At 55.0% G+C, this 15,577-nt stretch carries 13 protein-coding genes and 1 tRNA gene; 8 read left to right on the forward strand and 6 right to left on the reverse strand.

The features are described 5' to 3' along the window. Positions 1-74: 74 nt before the first annotated feature. Both AC2FI8_RS04405 and AC2FI8_RS04410 read right to left on the reverse strand, forming a co-directional pair. Entirely contained in the window at positions 75-1,232 is a 1,158-nt protein-coding gene (locus tag AC2FI8_RS04405) for a site-specific integrase (RefSeq protein ID WP_496777402.1), read from the reverse strand. 406 nt (positions 1,233-1,638) lie between these two features. Next, the gene (locus AC2FI8_RS04410; protein ID WP_496739766.1) at positions 1,639-2,121 is read right to left on the reverse strand and encodes a hypothetical protein; all 483 of its coding nucleotides are present in this window, start codon (positions 2,119-2,121) and stop codon (positions 1,639-1,641) included. A 236-nt stretch (positions 2,122-2,357) separates the two neighbouring features. Between AC2FI8_RS04410 and AC2FI8_RS04415 the strand changes: the two genes are divergently transcribed. Further along, positions 2,358-2,443: transfer RNA gene (locus AC2FI8_RS04415), tRNA-Leu, on the forward strand. 8 nt (positions 2,444-2,451) lie between these two features. Here the strand turns inward: AC2FI8_RS04415 and AC2FI8_RS04420 are convergent. Then, positions 2,452-2,949, reverse strand: coding sequence for a hypothetical protein (locus tag AC2FI8_RS04420; protein WP_496724962.1), 498 nt, complete (start codon positions 2,947-2,949; stop codon positions 2,452-2,454). After that, entirely contained in the window at positions 2,942-3,691 is a 750-nt protein-coding gene (locus AC2FI8_RS04425) for a helix-turn-helix transcriptional regulator (protein ID WP_496777405.1), read from the reverse strand. The genes AC2FI8_RS04420 and AC2FI8_RS04425 overlap by 8 nt, the downstream gene beginning before the upstream one ends. 604 nt (positions 3,692-4,295) lie before the next feature. Here AC2FI8_RS04425 and AC2FI8_RS04430 point away from each other — a divergent pair. From AC2FI8_RS04430 to AC2FI8_RS04455, 6 genes are all read left to right on the forward strand, one after another. Then, a complete protein-coding gene (locus tag AC2FI8_RS04430) occupies positions 4,296-6,488 on the forward strand; it encodes a hypothetical protein (protein ID WP_496777407.1) in 2,193 nt (730 codons plus the stop codon). A 128-nt stretch (positions 6,489-6,616) separates the two neighbouring features. Next, positions 6,617-8,554 carry a type I secretion protein gene (locus AC2FI8_RS04435; protein ID WP_496777409.1) on the forward strand — a complete coding sequence of 646 codons (1,938 nt, stop codon included), beginning with the start codon at positions 6,617-6,619 and terminating at the stop codon, positions 8,552-8,554. Between the two features lie 251 nt (positions 8,555-8,805). Then, on the forward strand, positions 8,806-10,884 hold the full coding sequence (locus AC2FI8_RS04440) for a type I secretion system permease/ATPase (RefSeq protein ID WP_496777411.1): 2,079 nt from the start codon (positions 8,806-8,808) through the stop codon (positions 10,882-10,884). Next, the gene (locus AC2FI8_RS04445; RefSeq protein WP_496768256.1) at positions 10,881-12,233 is read left to right on the forward strand and encodes an HlyD family type I secretion periplasmic adaptor subunit; all 1,353 of its coding nucleotides are present in this window, start codon (positions 10,881-10,883) and stop codon (positions 12,231-12,233) included. The genes AC2FI8_RS04440 and AC2FI8_RS04445 overlap by 4 nt, the downstream gene beginning before the upstream one ends. 72 nt (positions 12,234-12,305) lie before the next feature. After that, positions 12,306-12,677, forward strand: a complete 372-nt coding sequence (locus tag AC2FI8_RS04450; RefSeq protein ID WP_496777413.1) for a rhodanese-like domain-containing protein — start codon at positions 12,306-12,308, stop codon at positions 12,675-12,677. 100 nt (positions 12,678-12,777) lie between these two features. After that, positions 12,778-12,966, forward strand: coding sequence for a hypothetical protein (locus AC2FI8_RS04455; protein WP_496739759.1), 189 nt, complete (start codon positions 12,778-12,780; stop codon positions 12,964-12,966). Here the strand turns inward: AC2FI8_RS04455 and AC2FI8_RS04460 are convergent, their stop codons facing one another. Continuing rightward, entirely contained in the window at positions 12,967-13,725 is a 759-nt protein-coding gene (locus AC2FI8_RS04460) for an alpha/beta fold hydrolase (protein WP_496739758.1), read from the reverse strand. It lies immediately after the preceding gene. A 92-nt stretch (positions 13,726-13,817) separates the two neighbouring features. On the opposite strand from AC2FI8_RS04460, the gene AC2FI8_RS04465 reads away from it, so the two are divergent. Then, the gene (locus AC2FI8_RS04465; RefSeq protein WP_496739757.1) at positions 13,818-14,192 is read left to right on the forward strand and encodes a hypothetical protein; all 375 of its coding nucleotides are present in this window, start codon (positions 13,818-13,820) and stop codon (positions 14,190-14,192) included. A gap of 64 nt (positions 14,193-14,256) precedes the next feature. Here AC2FI8_RS04465 and glyA read toward each other — a convergent pair whose 3' ends face one another. Beyond that, positions 14,257-15,552: a serine hydroxymethyltransferase gene (glyA, locus tag AC2FI8_RS04470; RefSeq protein ID WP_496777416.1), complete on the reverse strand. Its 1,296-nt coding sequence runs from the start codon at positions 15,550-15,552 to the stop codon at positions 14,257-14,259. Between the last annotated feature and the right edge of the window lie 25 nt (positions 15,553-15,577).

Raw genomic sequence — 15,577 nt, forward strand, 5'->3', positions numbered from 1 at the left:
CTTCGGTCTCTTGTTTGCCATTCGTGGTCCTCCGTTTCCTAAACATAACGGTGGACCAGTTCAGTGGGGGAGGCTCAGATGGCGGATTGGGTCGTCGATGATCTGGAGTGAATGTATCGCATTGTAGACCTAATGCTTTTGTGCCCACCGACGGACTGCGCTGTCGCTAGATCATTTGATGCGGCGATGTCAGAGAGCACATTGTGCCGAATATCATGTAGCCTCAACTCTGGTAACCCCGCACGTCTCCGGACCATTTCCCAAGTTCGCTTTATGTCTTTAAGAGGCTGTCCGACTATGCCGCCAGGAAACAAATACTCGCTTGTGGCGCGCTTATGGAGTTCATCAAGCCAGCTATGGAGGTCGTCGGACATGTGTTGCTTGCGATCACCTGATTTGGCCCCAATGAACGCTATAGTTTTTCGTTCAAAGTCTAATTCATCCCATCTCATGCGCAGTGCTTCACTGCGTCTGCATCCCGTAAAGAACATGAAGATAATTGCGTTTAGCGAGGCGTCCGAGCCGGGATGCTTGGTGCGAACGTAGTCTAAAGCTTGCGCTAATCTTTCGGTCTCTTCTATTGTGAGTAACCGCTCTACGGCTCGTTCCGTATAGGGTTTAACGCCTTTTGCTGGATTGTAGTCATCGCAGAGACCAATGTTTTCAGCCCAATTGAAGAGCCTTCGGATCAAGGCAATTAGCCGGTTAGCTGTATATGGGGTATTGGCATGATCCCGATGGAAATGGAGTAGGTCATTTCGGGTAATTGATGAGATTGGCCGCTTGCCCAGAGAGTTGACCAAGTTTGCCCGATGCAATTGTCTGTACCCTTTGATCGTCGAAGATCGGAGGTGAAATTGGCCATATTCTTCTAAGAACCGTTCGAACAATTCGTTCAAAGTTAGGCCATGACGTTTTTTTGCGCGCTCGTCGGCTGGGTCGTGGCCCGCAGCAATGTTGTTTAGATGACGTGCTGCCATGTTGCGCGCGAGCGTTACGCTCATGTCTGGAAAATCACCCAGCTTGAACTTTTTTTCCCGTCCAAAAGAATTCCGGTACCTGATTAAGAAACTGCGATTTCCTGCTGGGGTAATTTTTACTTTTAGGCGGGGGACTTCAGTGTCCGCGACCAGATAGTCGTACGGAAAGGAAGGCAGACCCTCTATAAAAGACTTGGTCAGCTTAGCCTTCGATGGTGGTTTTCTTGGTGGTGTCCTTTTTTTGATCGGCATACCAACTCAAAATCCTAGGACGCGTATAGGACGCGTCAAACTGGTAAATCAAGGTAAATCAGTAGTTCAAGATCGGTAAATCAAACGGGATTTTGGTATATAAGTCAACGTACTTTCGATGTTTAGGTAAATGTAGGTAATTTAATGGCATTAGATTTGTAATCAGTAGGTCCGCGGTTCGAGTCCGTGTGGGGGCACCACTAAATCTCCAATATCTAAGATGCAGTAATGTACCGGAATGACTGCACGAACAGATCGATTCTGTCTCAGTCAGATTGGGGCGCTATCTGCGCGCTTGCTCTAGCTGCTATTTGGTGGCTGATTGGGCGATATCAAAATTCTGCTTCGAATGGTGCACGACTCACTTTTCCGCTGCAGCTGGCAGCGATCCCTCGGCCCCCGATATTTAGTTTAATCCGATAGTGATGCCAAAGATGTATAGGCTGGAGGGCTCGGTAATCTTTTGCATGAACTCAACCCAGTCCTCACTGTACATTCGTTCGAATTGAACGGGGTAGGCCCAAACCAGATTGTGGAACGTGAAAGTTGTCAACAAGACCCCAACTGTGCTGGCACTTGCGAACTCTTTTTGCTTGTCCCTGAGAAACATCGAAATGACCATACCCGCCAGACTGGCCATCGCGATGCCGATAAAGTCCTGCGTGTTCACTTTGCCTGCTTCCGGCACGCCCACCATTTGAAACTGAATGAAACGGGTCAGAAAAACCACCATGGAGCCAAGCGTAAATGCGCCCAAGAATGCCCCTGGATAGGCGAGGCGTTTCCAGATGTTATCGGTTTTGGGTCTGGGATTTTTCCGGGCTGTTTCTTCCGTACGTTTATTGATTTGGGCGATACGATCCTCAAAGGACTTTTGCTCGGTGCTCACGATTTAACTCAATTGCTTTTCTGCTCTGCAGCATAGTTTAACTCCAAGTGGAGGTTAAGCAAGCGTCATGCAACCCAAGAGAAAGTGATTGAAGTGCCGCGGCGATGGACGGGCAGGGGAAATGCGGGGGATACCGCGACGTTTTGATGCCGAATTTTCCCAGGTGAAACGCATTGAATTCGTGATCTGATGGCCTTACTGAGTTCCTGAGGTCCAACAGAGGCTTGGCACGCTGAGCGGGCGTGATGGAATGGTAGACATATCAGACTTAAAATCTGAAGGGCGTATGCCCGTGTGGGTTCGAGTCCCACCGCCCGCACCAGCGCATTGTTAAGCTGGAAACCCAAGATCGTTGATCAGTTTCCACATTTCCCGGTTCGCCACTGAAAGTTGGTCGACCACCTTTTCGATTTCTTTCATCGCGCCCTCATCAACCGTATCCTGGCGGCCCAGTTTGATGTCCGTCTTCCGGTCTGCAATGCGCATCAAGATTGTCTTCGGATTGCCGCTGTCGGGGTCGAAGGAATAGATGCAATGGTTGTATCTGTTCCGAATTCCCGAAAGCTTGCTGAGACGCTGCGTGTGCTTAAGGATAGGGTCACGTATGTCTGGCGGGCGGCCTTCCATCTTGGCCAGCCGCTCGACCAGATCAATTCTGGCGCGGGTCGTGTTCAGCGTCAGAAAGATGATGACCGAGATATCCTTGTTGGTGCGGGTCAACCCGGCGATCAGATGAATCAACAGGCTTTCCGTGTTGGTCCACATGTAGTTCAACTTGCCGACCAGCAGGATCAGGCGGTCAAATCGGGCTTCGAAATCGTCAGTCAACGGGCAGTTCTCGCGCTTCGTCCGGCGCAACCTCGAAATAGAATTGCGCGGCTGCAGTCCGGTTGCTGACACCGATCTTGCCCGCCACATTGTGCATATGTAGTTTGACGGTGTGTTCGGTGATGCCCAGGTTCGATGCGATGATCTTGTTGCTTTGACCTTTCGACACCAGTTTCAGCACCTGCTTTTCCCGGCGCGTCAGCTTTGAGTATGTCGGGTGGAGGTCGCTGGGATTTGATGTCGCTACCGGCGCGCCGTACGACTGCGTCGGCGCATGCGCCACGCAATCCGCAAGAAAACACGGCAGGTAAAGCTCTTCATGCAGCAGGAGGCGCAAAATAGATCGCCATACATCCGGCGCGACGTTCATCGGCAGGTATCCGATGTCGCCGAATTTGCTGCGATCCCACTTTTCGAATGCAAGCCGGGCAGCTTCTTCCTTGCGGTAAGCAAAGGCCAAGCTGCCTGATCCCGCGATTTCCATATAGGCCTGCGGTCGGTTCAACAGGTCGTCCAGCATCATCTGGTCGACGACGACCACCTTTCCGGCCCCAACGTCCGAGCCGCTTGGTGCAGACAGCGCGTCAATTGTTTCGATCCGGCGCGTGATCACGCCAAACTCGGATTGGACACCATGGATCGTTTGATTTGAATAGAAGAGTTCTTTGCCGACGAAATTGATCGAGAATTCTTCGGGATTGTAATCGTTTTGACCAGCATCTTCCTGAATCGGAATGCCCATTGCCACGCCCCCTTTTAATTAACCCACGCCGCGAAAAATAACGGCGAAATTGTAACCAGTACTGGTAGAACAGAATTAAAGTAACTTATGCTATTGGGGCACGACTATAGCTGAAAGTACAAGTTTTATCAATGATGTGCGCCGTTCCGAAAATTCAGTTCTAATGCTTTCGTTTAGGTCGGCAGTACTTCCTCTCGCGTAAGTGGTGGAGAACAATGGGTTTCCCAAATTGTGAGATTTGACCCGCGCGATTGGCCATTGCTGCGACTGCTATTCGATCACACGAGCATTACAGTAATGAAATCAAGGCCCTGGGCGTTCTAGTCCTTTAAGGTAGCTATTCACGACGCGCTCTGCCTGTAACCATGATCCCGCTTCTATTCTGAAGCCTTAATTCCTGATGTGTCCGCGAATCGCGCATTTCCGCGAGCTACTTCCGCAGACACGGCGTCGGCTAAGCCGAGAAAGGAGGGTGGGTAAAATTCACTGAACGAAACCGCACACGCGTGTTTTGCGTATGAGTGCGGCCCTTATTATTCAACTGCGCCAGTAACCGTTTTAGAGATGAGTGACGGTCAGCGCGCTTCATAAGTGGAGAACTATTATGAGTAGACGCAACCAACCGTACAACGACATTACTGCAATCGGTGAAGTTGAGGTCGAAGAGGCCCATGTTGATATCGATGCCGATATTACAGTCGAAGAAGCTCAGATTGACGCAAATCTAAATGAGCAAGAGCAAACCAACGACAACAGCGTCGACAACGAACAGAACCAGCAACAACAGCAAAAGAACAAGGTCGAAAACGAACAGGGTCAGGATCAGGATCAGGGTCAAGACCAGGATCAAACACAGTCGCAATCAAATGAAAACGGTGGTGACGACAGCAACGACAACTCGAACAGCAATGCTGTGAACATTGACTTTGGTGGTGGCGAGTGGATCCCGCGTGATGACGATCAAGTCGACCTGGATCTGGGCGACAACGCCAGCATGGGTGACGTAATAATTGCTGGTCGCGATCTTGACTATGATCCCGGCGACGACATGAATCTCAACATTTCGTTGGATGGCGAAGGAAACGATATGTCTTTTGTCAGCAATCAGTTGGCAAGCCTTGAAGACAATGACGACCTCGACAACGCTGAGGTCGGAAACTACGGCGACTTCCAGCAGAATGGCGATGCCAATGGCGGTGAAGCCAACGCTAAGGAAGGTATCGGTTCCGCAGCAAATGGCGCGAGCTCCGGCATGGGCGGCGACAGCCGCGGTGGCGACGGCTATGGTGGCAAAACCATCGGTAGCGATGCGTACGGCGAAGGCGGTCAGACCGGCAACGCAGATGCAGACGCAGAAGGCGGTTATGGTGGCCATACTGGCGATGCCGACAATGAAAACACCGGTAAAGCGCGTTCGAATTCAGAAGCGGATGGTGAAAGCGGCGGTGGCGATGGTGGCGAAGCGGGTAGCGACTCGAACGCTGACAACTCGACCGACGCTGACAACGATGCAGACAATGCAGGCGGTGACGGTGGTTATGTAGACTCTTACGCAGAGGGAGTTGGGACTGCTGATGCCGACAGCGACTCGAATGCACAAGCCGATGGTGGTGACAACGAGTCCGCGTCCAAAGCCAAAGGCTACGGCGAAACCGACAACGATGGTGACGCCTCCGGAGCAGATGGTGGCGATGGTGACGCAGATGCAGACGGCTCTGCTGACAACGCCAGCGACAACAACACCGACGCCAGTGACAATGATGCGGGTGATAATACTGCTGACGGTACAGGCAGTGGTGAATCCGACAACGATACCTCGGCGGCCGGCGGTGACGGAGAAGGCGGCTTCTCGCGTCTCGTAGAAGAAGCCATTGCGCGCCTCCAACAGGAAATCTCGGAAAGCGGAAGAGGCGACGCAGATGCCGACACCGGTAATTCCCAAGCGGATTCTGGTAGCGGTTCGTCGACAGCCGGTGATGGCAACGGTGGTGATGGCAATGCTGGAGACGCCGCTGCAGATGTCGATGGCCAGGGTGTAGGCGATCAATCCGCTTCTGGCCCGGATGTCGACCAGACCTCGGGCGACGTTGCTGGTGCTGCCGATAACGCTACTGATGCGGATGCAGATGGTGGCGACGGTGGAACCAATACAGCTAGCGGTGCCGGCGATGGAACTGGCACCGGTAGCTCAGCAGCTGACGGTGATGGTGGTGCAGGTGGAACAGGCTCTTCGGCGGCTGATGCTGACGCTGATGGCGCCGGTACAGCACAATCTGACGCAGTTGGCGGCGGTGGTGGTGCAGGTGCACTCGACTCCGTGTTCGAAGCCGATGGTTCGGCAGACAGCTTGGCTGAAGCAATCGCCGGGTACGGCGGCGCGTCGGCATCCGATAATGACTCGGATTCGTCCGCTATGAACGAAGCCACGGGTACTGCTGCTAGCGGTGCTGGCGGTGCAGGCGGTGCCGGAACGGCAACGGGCGGCTCAAGCGGCCAGGCCACTGTCGACGTTATGTCCGGGGATTCCATGGGTGGTGACAGCATGGGCGGTAGCTCGGCCGGCGCATACTCGGGCGACGGCGGAGCTGGCGGAAACGCAGGAACCTGGGGCTCTAACAACGGTGGCGACGGTATCATCAACGGCGAGTCGTATGCATCTGCAGCCGCAGTTGTCGATACTTCGGCCTTCAACCAGTCGATCGTCATGGGTGCCAATGTTCTTGGCAACTCGGTCGACACCACGATGGTTGGCGGTGCGATGAATTCGAGCTTCGCAAGCGACGACACCGACGTGTAAGTCGCAGTCAGGGCCCGAATTATCGGGCCCCGACCTTCTGACGAAACCGCCGAGGCCGCGACAAGTGGCCTCGGCACAACAAACCCAAAGCGGAAATTTTAGGCCGGGGCGGGGAAAAGGAAACCGATATGTCTCTCGACAGTATTACAGAAACGATAGCGCATTTTATTGGAACCTTTGAGCTTACGATTGAACAGGCCCGGCTGAGAGATCAGTACGAAGAATTCACGGCGCTTCGGCGCAAAGTCGAACTGGATGAACTTGACGATCCGATATCCATACGGATCGCTACTGAATTAGATCTCCCACCAGGAGAATATGATCCACTCCCTTATAAACTTCTGCCTCCTCCTGCCGATCTTCCTTTGCCGCCCGTGCCCGATGGGCCGCTTGCGTTGTCAGAGATATATGTCGGTCCCAGCTTCGGACCCGATCCCTATATTCCGGATGTTCAGTTGGGGACGGCGCAGACAGCAGTATTAATTCTGGATCCACAAGTCCCACCACTCATCATCGGCTCGGCCGTGACCTACACGTTCCAGGCGATTGTCCTGAACGACAACGATGTCATCGGTCACGGCGATTTTCGCGATATCGAAATCCAGATTGCGCAAGGCGAGCAGATGCTGGATGTCGCGTTGTCGATGCACGCCATTGCAACGCCATCTCTGAACATTGAAGACTATAAGTCGCTGGAATACCTCGAAAGTCTGGCTGAACAGATGCAGTCGCCGATGATATCTCAAATCGAAGGCGTGACCATTCACCAGTTCCACGGCGAGGACGCGCTGGGCGTTATTGTGAATGGCGAAATGGTCGAAGAAATTCCGGATTGGGACGATCTTCTGCCCGCGCATCACCAGACAGAAGACGAGGAAGAAGACGATACGCCAGACATGACCCCGGACGAATGGGATCGCTCGGATGATGATGAGTTCGGCGAGGGCCATACGGTTATCGCGGGCGGAAACCTTGCGGTCAACGAGGTTAACATCACTGTGGCCTGGGTCGACGCGCCCGTCATCGCAGTGGGCGGCAAGTCCGTTAACCTGACAGTGATCAGTCAGGTGGCGGTGGTGTCCGACATCGATCAGGGTGAACCCGGTGTTCAAAGTGACACCAATGTGGTTCAGGCGTCATTTATCGGGACCGAAGCCAGCGAACAGTGGTGGCAGGACGACAATGTAGCAGAGCCGGGTGCGGATCCGATTGTCTCGGTCACGTGGATACAAGGCGATTTGTGGGTCACGAACTTCATCAAGCAGGTGATCGACGCCACAGATATCGACAAGATCAACACGGAAGTCACGGCTTCGACCAGCCTGTTCACATTGGGTGACAACATTCTGACCAATGTTACAAACATCGTTGAACTGGGCAATTTCTACGATCTGATCATGATCGGTGGAAACATGATTTCGGTCGATATGCTGCACCAGACCATCGCGCTGTTGGACGATGACGTCTATGGCGCCGGCAAGCCGGAAGAGGGTGACGACAATCTGGTTATGAACCAGGCCAATCTGACGACGACCGGCGAGGACACGGTGGAAGAATTGGACATGGCCCATGCCGAGGCTATGCCGTTGCAGCAGATTGATCGCGAGGCCTTTGAAGACGCTTTGACATCCAATCCGGACTACGCCGGCATGGAGTTGCTTCGCGTACTGAAGATCGACGGCGATCTTTTGCAGGTCAATTCGGTCGAACAGGTCACATTGTTGCAGGATCAAGACGATATTTCGCTTGAAGCAGCAGCTGCTGTTGATGCCGCGGTCAACGGAGCCGGAAACGCCCTGTTGAATGCAGCCAACATCACCAAGACTGGTGTCGACTCAACCATTATGGCAGCGGGCGGCGAATATTCGGACCTGCTGTTGCATCAGGCAGCACTGATTGACATCCCCGAAGTGCCAGACGCTTCGGAGTTGGCCAATGAAGTCATTGCCATAATAATGGAAGAGACGGCTGGGATTGGCGAAAACGCTATCGCACGGGCACAATCGAACCTTACGCCTTCTGAAAATGCTAGCAACGATGATGCGATGCAAACGATGCTGGCGTGAAATTTCTACCTGATTTGGTCAATTCGTGTTAGCGTAATGACTGTATTTGTTACGAGTGTTCCGAAAGTTATAAAATGTCGATTGTATTTTCGTCGCGTCGTTCTTCTGATGCCAGCCCGCTTGATATTGAGGGCGTTGGCACGCCCACGCAGCCGCATGGCAGCGATGAATCCCTACCAAAAGCAGCTAAGACGCCAAGTTTGCGTTTGAACAAAGAAATGCGTGTACCAGATCCAGAGGACAGTCCCAAGATGACTGCGAAAAAGGACGATGCGGTTGCCGCAAAAGCTGTGAAGCCCAAAAAGCAGGCGACCAAAACCAGGTCGGAACCACCAACTCGTGCCGCGGCTTCGCCCCGGCGCGAACAGTCGCAGCCCGCTCAAGATCAGAATGCCCAGGGCCGCGACGCTGGGGTGGCCGAAGAAGCCCAAAGCCCCGATCCTAACACCGCCACAGAAACGACTGCGCGGGTGACCCCCCAAACGCGCTCGAAGGGCGGTGAACACTTAGGTGCCACTATCGAGGCCAAGGCGAACGAGCCGATGCAACTCCGACAAACGGGCGGAGGTGACGGCAACGGGCCACCCCAGACATTCCACAAACGCACGCCGCCAGAGGATTTCCAAAATACTCTGCGCACCTCTCTAAAGGCGATCTGGCGCAATCTGGCATTTGTCCTGGTTCTGACCTGCGCGACCAACATCCTTATCCTTGCGATCCCGATCTACCTGTTTCAAATCAGTGACCGGGTGCTGACCAGCCGGTCTTTGGATACGCTGATCATGCTGACCGCCATTGTTGCGGGGGCTGTGATCTTTCAGGCGGCATTTGACGCGGTGCGCCGTTTTATTCTGATGCGTACAGCGGTCGAGGTTGCCGCGCGATTGGGCGCGCCCGTTCTAAGTGCGGCAGCACATGCGTCGCTGCACGGCAACGGCCGGGAATACCAGACGCTGGGCGATCTTCAGCAAGTGCGCGGATTTCTGGTGTCAGGCACATTGATCTCATTTCTCGACGTCCCCTTTGCGCCGCTGTTCATCTTGATGATCTTCCTGGTGCATCCGCAGCTGGGATCAATCGTTATCGTAACCGCGCTGTTGCTGATGATTATCGCGGTGATTAACCAGAAAATGACTGCCAAGCCATTTGCCGAGGCGAACAGATCCCAATCAATGGCGAACCTGCACCTCGACTCGATGGCGCGTAACAGCCAGATCATCAACGCTCTGGCGATGATCCCCGAGGCGGTGCGCATCTGGGGTCGCGACACGGCACAATCTCTGACATGGCAAGTACGGGCGCAGGACAGGAACGTGATCTTCGCGGCCATCTCGCGTGCGATACGCCTGCTGACACAAATTGCCATTCTGGGCTGGGGCGCTTATCTGGCGCTGCAGGGCGAGATCACTGGCGGTATGGTCATCGCCGCTTCGATCATCGCCGGGCGCGCATTTGCACCTATCGAAGGGTCGATCGAAGGCTGGAATGCATTCCTGCTGACACGTGCCGCTTTTGGGCGCATCAAGAACCTTTTGTCCAATTCGGCCCTGCAATTTGAAAAGTTGCGCCTGCCGCGTCCCGAGGGGCGCATGGATGTGGAGCGCCTTCTTTATGTTCCGGGTGGCACCAAACGTGTTGTCCTGAACGGCATCAGTTTTTCGCTTAATCCCGGCGAAACACTTGCCGTTATCGGCAATTCTGGGGCGGGAAAAACCACGTTGGGCAAAACGCTGGTTGGGTCGATCCTGCCGACCTCCGGCAGTGTTCGTCTGGATCTGATGGATATCCGCAACTGGGACCCACGTCAGTTTGGTGAGAGCATCGGTTATTTGCCGCAGGATGTTCAGCTGTTCCCCGGTACGATCAAAGACAATATCGGCCGGATGCGTGCCGACGCGACAGATGAGCAAATCCACGACGCCGCTGTTCTGGCTGATGTGCACAACATGATTGCCACGTTGCCACAAGGGTATGAAACTGTGGTTGCGGCAGATGGATCACCGCTGTCGGGCGGGCAAAAGCAGCGTATCGCACTGGCCCGCGCTTTCTTTGGCAATCCGCGCATGGTGGTTCTGGACGAGCCGAACTCGAACCTGGACGTTGCCGGTGATCAGGCGCTGTCGCGGGCGATTGAACAGGCCAAGGAAAGCAAGATTACCGTCGTGGTGATCACTCAGAAACCGACGCTGTTGAGCGTTGTCGACAAAATCATGCTGCTGACAGATGGTCGTGTGGCGCTGTTTGGTCACCGTGAACAGGTGCTGCAGCAGTTGAACGCCTCGCGTGGAAACAAACCAGGCATTCAGTCGCAGCAGGGGGGGCCAAAATGAACGAAGTTGTACCCGTAAACAATGACCCCAAGGATCCAGCAGTTTGGTATGCCGAGGTGCCGCGGTCGATCCACCGCTTTGTTACCATCGGTGTGATCTTGCTGGTTGTCTGCTTTGGCGGGTTTGGCATCTGGTCCTTTAGTGCGCCATTGGCCGCGGCGGTCATTGCGCAGGGCAGCTTTGTTGCCACAGGTCGCAATAAGATTGTTCAGCACCTCGAAGGTGGGATCATCGAAGATATCAAAGTCATCGAGGGTCAAGCCGTTATCAAAGGACAAGTTCTTATGACCCTCGACCAGACTTCGGCCGAGTCAAACGAACGCGAACTGTTCATCCGCAAAATTCGCCTGCAAGCCATGTCCCAGCGCTTGTCCGCTGAAAACAATGAGCGTGATCGGCTTGAGTTCTCGCCGGAACTGATTGAAGCGTCGAACGATGTCGAGGTGATGGCGATCCTTGACGGGCAAAAAATAAGCTTTGATGTATCCCGTAAGACGTTGCTGAACGACATCGCTTTGCTGGAACGCAACATGGAAGCGCTGAAAATTCGCTCAAGCGGGTTCGAGGCGCAGTTGGAAAGTATGGTTCGGCGTTCGGAAATTTTGCAGGAAGAGTTCGAAACCAAACAAGCACTGTTCAAAAAAGGGCTGGTGCGCAAGGGCGACATCAACACGATCCGCCGCGTGCAGGCTGAGGCAGAGGGCCAACTGGCGCGGTTGACGGCTGAAACAGCTGAAATCAACCAGATGCTTCTGAAATACGAAGAACAGATTTCCCGCACGCGATCGGCCTATCGCGAGGCTGCGTTGGATGAATTGAGCGTGATTGCGGCTGATCTGGAAAGTGTGCGCGAAAAATCCCGGCAGGCCCGAAGCGTTCTGGACCGTGCGGTTGTGCGCGCTCCGGTTACGGGAACCGTAGTGCGATTGCACTATCATACGGCTGGCGGTGTTATCGAAACTGGTGAGCCTATCGCGGAAATCCTGCCTTCGGATGCCCCCCTGATTATCGAGGCGCAGATCCCCCGAACGGAAATCGACAGCGTCGTGATGGGGCAGCAAGCAACGGTTCGACTGGTCGGGCTTAACCAGCGTACCACTCCTGTGCTGAGCGGCGAGGTCTACTATGTCTCGGCGGACGCGCTGGTGGAAGATTCTGGAGGAATTCCGCAAGAGGTTTATCTGGCGCGCATTTCGCTGGAACCCGATGAGATGGACCGCGTGCGTGGATTTGTTCCCACACCCGGAATGCCCGCAGAGATCATGATCCAGACCGAGGAACGCACCTTTGCGGCCTATATTGCAAAGCCTGTGACAGACAGTATGTCGCGCGCCTTCCGCGAGCACTGATCATTCTATAGACCTGCTCTTTCCCGGTTTACCGTGTTAGCCTCTGGTGAGATTCACCAGAGGGGACGCCTTATGCCATTAACCGTAGGCCAGATGATGGAGGCAGCAAACACTGCCGTCGAACGGATCGACACAAACACAGCAAAGAAATTGATGGGGGAGGGTGCATTATTGCTGGACGTACGCGACGCGGTCGAGCTGCAGCAAACCGGCCGTGCGCAAGGCGCGCATCATATCCCACGCGGTATGCTTGAATTCCGCGCTGACGACGCGCTGAAATCCCATGACCCCGAGCTGCGCAAGGACCGCGCAATCGTGCTGTATTGCGCGGCAGGTGGTCGTGCGGCACTGGCGGGCAAGCTGTTGAAAGATATGGGGTTTGAAAAGGTCTACAATATTGGTGGGTTGCCGGACTGGGTCAGTGGCGGCGGCGAAGTGGCCTGATTTCTGACCTCTGTCCGTTGAAATCTGACGCAGATCAAGGCGTATAGCAGACCAGTTGTCTAAAGCGATAATCGGGCTTCTGACAAAAGGACAACTGACCATGCTACGCCTTGCCTCTATCCTGTATACTTTGATCGCAACCGCTCTGGCCGGGTCAGGCGTTATTGCCGTCCTGTCCGCAGGATTGGTGTCTACGGTTGCAATCGTTTCTGCAGCCGCAGCTGGCTGTGTGGCGGCCTTGCCAGTGTCCTGGTTGGTGGCGAAGAAACTGTACCAGAATACAGCCTGATCAGGCGTTAAGGTAGGTCCTGACCGCGGCTTCAAACTCACGAGGTTTCTCGGCGTGCAGCCAATGGCCTGCGCCGGGGATTTTCGCAAATCGTGCGGCGGGAAAATGCGCGCGGATGGTGCTGCGATGTTCGGGCAGGACGTAATCGGAATCGCCACCGGACAAAAACAGGGCGGGGCCGTTCCAGGATGCATCAATTTCCGGAAAGCCCATGATTTTGGGCATCTCGGCCGCCAGCGTGTCAAGGTTTAGAAGCCAACGCTTCCCTTTGACGTCCAAAGATTGCGTGAAAAAGCTCTGCAAAGCTTTTTCGACGCCCTGCGCTGCCAACTGTCCCTCGGCGTCCGAGCGTCTTTCAATCGTTGAAAAATCCACGGCTCGCATGGCTTCGATGAATTGGATTTGGCTGTGCGAATAAGTAACGGGCGCAATGTCCGCCACAACCAGCTTGTGCACCAATTCTCCGTGGCTCAGCGCCAACATCATCGCAGCCTTACCACCCATCGAATGCCCGACAACATCCGCTTTGCCGCCAAGGTGCAGGATCACCTCGGCCAGATCTTCGGCCAAATCGGGATAACCGTGCTGATCTGTCCATTCGCTGTAGGCGTGGTTACGCATATCGACTGCAACGACCTGCCTTTCGTCACATAGTCGGCGCGCAATAACCCCCCAGTTTCGGGCTGATCCATACAGCCCATGCGCAATCAGCAGAGGAGGGTTTGAGGTCGGTTCACCGTGAATGATCGTGTTCAGCATTCTGGTTTGATACCTGCGTGCGTTTGAAACGACCAGCCCCCATTGTCGCCCCTGCGGGCTGAGGTTAGATTGCGCAGGCAGGAGGCAACGTCATGTCGCAAACCACAGATATCCAAAGCCAGATCGCGCAGACAGTGCAATTGCTGCGTGAAAAACTGGGTGTAAAGGACCAGACGCTGACGGCTTCGGTCCGCAAGGCCAAGCGCCGATTGCCGCGCCGCGTATACAAGCAGGCAATGTTGCTGGCGGGTGCCGAGCAAATGGCCTCGCACCCCAAGTTACGGTTGGTTTTGGACGCTCCGAAACTGGCCAAGGCATCGGAAGAAGTTCAGACCCATCTGAGCGGTATTAACCTGGCCGATCGCCGCTGGGGCTGGTTCCTGAATTTTCTGGGGGCGGTTGCTTTGGGGTTTCTGGCGCTGGCGGCTTTGGCAGTTATTGTCCTGCGCTGGCGCGGCTACATCTGACTGCATTTCCAACAAAAAAACGGCGCCCTTTGGACGCCGTTCTGATCTGTGATCCCTGTGTGGTTTACAGGTTTGGATAGATCGGGAATTTTGCGCAAAGCTCTGCAACTTCGGCTTTGACTTTGGCTTCAACTGCGCCATTGCCGTCTTCGCCATTGGCAGCCAGGCCATCGACCACTTCGATGATCCAATCTGCGATCTGGCGGAACTCGATTTCGCCAAAGCCGCGGGTGGTGCCGGCGGGGGAGCCCAGACGGATGCCCGACGTAATGGTCGGTTTTTCCGGGTCAAACGGCACGCCGTTCTTGTTGCAGGTGATATGCGCCCGGCCCAGAGCCTTGTCGACAATGTTGCCGGTCACGCCTTTGGGTCGCAGATCGACCAGCACCACATGGGTGTCGGTGCCGTGGGTCACCGTGTCCAGACCGCCCTTGATCAGCTGGTCCGACAGGGCCTGTGCGTTCACGATGACCTGCTTGATGTAATCCTTGAACGCAGGCTGCAACGCCTCACCAAAGGCCACGGCCTTGGCCGCGATCACGTGCATCAGCGGGCCGCCCTGAATGCCGGGGAAGATGGCCGAATTCACTTTCTTAGCGATATCTTCATCATTGGTCAGGATCATGCCGCCACGCGGGCCGCGCAGGGTTTTGTGCGTGGTGGTGGTCGCCACATGCGCATGCGGGAAGGGGCTGGGGTGCTCACCCGCTGCCACCAGACCGGCGAAGTGCGCCATGTCCACGTGCAGGTAGGCGCCGACTATGTCGGCGATCTCGCGCATGCGGGCAAAGTCGATCTGTCGCGGAATGGCCGAGCCTCCGGCGATGATCAGCTTGGGCTGGTGTTCTTTTGCCAGCGCTTCGACCTGATCATAGTCCAGCATGTTGTCTTCTTTGCGGACGCCATACTGCACCGCATTGAACCACTTGCCCGACTGGTTGGGACGGGCGCCGTGGGTCAGGTGACCGCCTGCGTCCAGGCTCATGCCCAGAATGGTGTCGCCGGGTTGGATCAGTGCCTGGAACACGCCCTGGTTGGCCTGAGAGCCTGAGTTCGGCTGCACGTTGGCAAAGCCGCAGCCAAACAGCTCTTTGGCGCGGTCGATGGCCAGGTTCTCGGCGATGTCCACGTACTGGCAGCCGCCATAATACCGCCGTCCGGGATAGCCTTCGGCGTATTTGTTGGTCATCACCGAGCCTTGTGCTTCCATCACGGCGGCAGAGACGATGTTTTCGGATGCGATCAACTCGATCTCGTCGCGCTGACGACCCAGCTCGGATGTGATCGAGCCGAACAGCTCGGGATCACGGTCAGACAGGGACTGGGTGAAAAATCCGGTATCACGGAGATTGGCGTTCATAGGGGCTCCACATGGCTGGGTAAGA

This window comes from Ruegeria sp. CDSB029, assembly GCF_059611125.1.

Coding starts and splice junctions, on each gene's coding strand:
- AC2FI8_RS04435 (WP_496777409.1), top strand. CDS start 6,617: ATGTCTCTCGACAGTATTACAGAAACGATAGCGCATTTTATTGGAACC.
- AC2FI8_RS04445 (WP_496768256.1), top strand. CDS start 10,881: ATGAACGAAGTTGTACCCGTAAACAATGACCCCAAGGATCCAGCAGTT.
- AC2FI8_RS04425 (WP_496777405.1), bottom strand. CDS start 3,691: ATGGGCATTCCGATTCAGGAAGATGCTGGTCAAAACGATTACAATCCC.
- AC2FI8_RS04450 (WP_496777413.1), top strand. CDS start 12,306: ATGCCATTAACCGTAGGCCAGATGATGGAGGCAGCAAACACTGCCGTC.
- AC2FI8_RS04430 (WP_496777407.1), top strand. CDS start 4,296: ATGAGTAGACGCAACCAACCGTACAACGACATTACTGCAATCGGTGAA.
- AC2FI8_RS04465 (WP_496739757.1), top strand. CDS start 13,818: ATGTCGCAAACCACAGATATCCAAAGCCAGATCGCGCAGACAGTGCAA.
- AC2FI8_RS04460 (WP_496739758.1), bottom strand. CDS start 13,725: ATGCTGAACACGATCATTCACGGTGAACCGACCTCAAACCCTCCTCTG.
- AC2FI8_RS04405 (WP_496777402.1), bottom strand. CDS start 1,232: ATGCCGATCAAAAAAAGGACACCACCAAGAAAACCACCATCGAAGGCT.
- AC2FI8_RS04440 (WP_496777411.1), top strand. CDS start 8,806: ATGACTGCGAAAAAGGACGATGCGGTTGCCGCAAAAGCTGTGAAGCCC.
- glyA (WP_496777416.1), bottom strand. CDS start 15,552: ATGAACGCCAATCTCCGTGATACCGGATTTTTCACCCAGTCCCTGTCT.
- AC2FI8_RS04455 (WP_496739759.1), top strand. CDS start 12,778: ATGCTACGCCTTGCCTCTATCCTGTATACTTTGATCGCAACCGCTCTG.